Here is a 3,039-nt window from a genome sequence, read left to right as displayed (position 1 = left end):
TCGCGGCACAGCGGCAGGTGCTTGGCAGGGGTTTTATCGAAGTGACCTTGGGTGAGTAGAGCCACCGCTCGACATTCAGTAGAATCCAGTTTTCCTTGACGTGAGAGCGTACCGCTTTTATCAAGAGAGCATGATCGATTTGATCAAAGGAAGTTACGACACACTACCCATCATCAGGACCTTCTCGATCGAGTCACTGTCATCCGTGCTCGTCATCCGTTTGAGGGAAGGTCGCTTGAGTTGTTTCGGGCGATGCATCGCAAGGGGCGACTGTATCTCATCCTGATCCTACCCGATGGCAGTAAGTCTATGATCCCCGCGGACTGGACAGATTTTTCCTCTGTGACCAGGCCACGAGAGGCTGTCTCTGTGCGAGCCACGGCCGCGCTGGGTTCCATAGAGGACTTGCTTCACGCACGCGCTATCACAGACGCTCTCCTCAAGCGCCTTGCGGCCATTGCAAGCGAGGCGGCCGAGAAGGAGAGCCCCCTTGCAAGAAAACCATCCGAGTCTCTTCGATCTGCTTCTCGAGGAAAGCAGTCCCTGGGAAGCCCTGCAGGCCGAGCAACAGCTTCTGGCCATCTACGTCCTGGCGCGGCTGATCGCCAACGCCACCCTGCCCCACGACAAGGAGAATGGTGATGAGTGAATCCGGTAAGATAAAGCTCAGCCATACGCGACGCGCAGCGTTTGTCTATATCCGACAGTCCAGCCCGTCGCAGGTGGAATACAACCGAGAGTCGACGGCGCGTCAGTATGCTTTGGTGGAAAAGGCTTGCGAACTGGGGTGGGCCAAGGAACAGGTGACCGTCGTTGACGAGGACCTTGGCCTTTCCGGCTCCGGATCGGTCAAGCGCTCCGGATTCGCCCGCATGACCGCGGAAGTGGCTCTGGGCCACGTGGGCATCGTGCTCGGACTGGAAGTCTCGCGCCTGGCGCGCAACAACGCCGACTGGTACCGTCTACTCGATCTGTGCGGCATGACAGATACGCTGATCGGAGACAGCGACGGAATATATCATCCGGCTCTTTTTAACGATCGATTGATCCTCGGGTTGAAAGGCACGATGTCGGAAGCAGAACTTCATATCCTGCGCGCCCGGCTTGATGGCGGAATCCGCAACAAGGCCGCACGCGGCGAACTACGCCGGGGTCTGCCCGTAGGTTTTGTCTGGGGTGAGGAGGACGGCGAAGTGCTCTTTCAATCCGACGAAGCCGTGGTCGGCGCCCTTCACACGGTATTCTCGAAGTTCACGGAACTGGGATCGGCCCGCAAGGTCTGGCTCTGGTTCCGTTCCGAGGGACTTTCCTTCCCGCTGCGAGCCACCATGAACAGCCAGATCCGGTGGGTTGCTCCTACGTATACCGCCATCCATAATGTGCTCACCAATCCGGTGTATGCTGGCGCATATGCTTACGGTAAGTGCCGCCATGAGCGTTATGTCGATGAACAGGGCAGGTTCCGCAGACGAACTCGTCATCTCCCCCTGGCCGAGTGGGCGGTGCTTCTTCCAGATCACCATCCAGGATTCATCGACTGGGCTACCTACCAAGCCAACCAGAACCGTATCGACGCCAACGTTCATCCCCAACCTCACCAGGCAGGCGGCGCAGTGAGAGAAGGCGCTGCACTGCTTCAAGGTCTTGCCATCTGCGGCAAGTGCGGCCGCCATCTGCATACTCACTATAGCGGCAGAAATGCCTCGCCAGGTTATCACTGCTCAGGCAAAGACATCGTTCAGGGACGGGGCGTTTACTGTCTCAACGTCGGCGGTGTCCAGATCGATCAAGCGGTAGCGGATGCGTTTTTGAAAGCGTTGACGCCGGCTGCTGTGGAAGCTACCGAACAGGCTATGCGGCAGCTGGAAGCGGATCACGATGCGGCGCTCGGGCAATGGCGTCTGGCGGTAGAACGAGCGCGCTATGAGGCCGAACGTGCCGAACGCCAATATCGCGCGGTGGAACCGGAAAACAGGCTAGTGGCGCGCGGGCTGGAAACCGAATGGGAGAAACGGCTGCGTGAGCTCACGGCGGCTGAGGCAGAGCTCGAGCGCCGGCAGCAACAGCGTCCTCGCACACTCAGCCCGGAAGAGAAAGCCAGGGTCCGCGCTCTCGGTTCCGATCTGCGCAAAGTCTGGACGGCGCCCACCACCACGGATCGTGATCGGAAGGAGCTTTTGCGCACGCTGCTGGAAGAGGTGATTGTGGTTGTCGATCGCCCCGAACACCGGGCTCATCTGACGCTGCGCTGGCGAGGTGGCGAGCTTACCGAGATCGATCTTCCTCTGCCGCGCTCCCTGCCACGCGGTCTGCGCACCAGCGAAGACACGATCTCGTTGTTACCCCGTCTGGCAGCTCTCTATCCCGACGAAGTCATCGCCGGCATACTGAATCGTCAGGGACGCAAGACAGCGACCGGGGAACGCTTCACCGCCAATCAGGTCGGCAATCTGCGACGTTATCGCGGCATCCCTCGTTTTCAGCCACCGGCGCAGCCTCCGCAAGGCGAAGTCGTCCCTATCTGCAAGGCCGCGAAGATCCTGGGAATGAATACATCCACCATCCATCGCTGGCTGGCAGAAGGCTTCATCGCCGGTGAACAGGTCACTCCCGGCGCGCCATGGCAAATCCGCATCACCGAAGAACTGCGATCGCGAATCGTCGAGCAGGCCCCACCAGAGTATCTGCCCATGCTGGAAGCAACCATGAAACTCGGCGTCTCGCGCCAGACGGTGTTGCAGCGTGTAAAGCGTGGCGACCTCGAAGCCATGCTTGTGACAAGCGGACGGCGTAAGGGCTTGAGAATCAGAGTTATGGATGATCAACCGAGGCTATTTGCAACTACTTCATGAGTCTGGGGGCAGTATGGAGATGGATCCAAGAAACTCCTGATGTCCAGGTCCAGCACCCAGTCATGACGCCAACATCGCTGCCGCGCCACGGCCAGTGCATCGTGTGCCGACCTGCCGGGGCGATACCCGTAGGAGTCCTTATGGAACACAGGTTCCAGTATCGGCTCCAGGTTGATCGGCCCCGGTA

General features: G+C 59.3%; 2 protein-coding genes. Both read left to right on the top strand.

From position 1 onward, the window contains the following. Positions 1–490: 490 nt before the first annotated feature. The gene (locus VMU57_RS19170) at positions 491–649 is read left to right on the top strand and encodes a hypothetical protein (RefSeq protein ID WP_325386363.1); all 159 of its coding nucleotides are present in this window, start codon (positions 491–493) and stop codon (positions 647–649) included. Continuing rightward, positions 642–2,852 (top strand): recombinase family protein, encoded by a 2,211-nt coding sequence (locus VMU57_RS19165; RefSeq protein WP_325386362.1) that lies wholly within the window; start codon positions 642–644, stop codon positions 2,850–2,852. Before VMU57_RS19170 ends, VMU57_RS19165 begins: the two co-directional genes overlap by 8 nt. Positions 2,853–3,039 lie beyond the last annotated feature (187 nt).

The sequence above is a fragment of the Edaphobacter sp. genome, from assembly GCF_035532915.1.
Taxonomy (GTDB): Bacteria; Acidobacteriota; Terriglobia; order Terriglobales; family Acidobacteriaceae; genus Edaphobacter.
The sequence above is the reverse complement of the archived record's forward strand: the minus strand, read 5'-3'. Positions and strand labels throughout refer to the sequence as shown.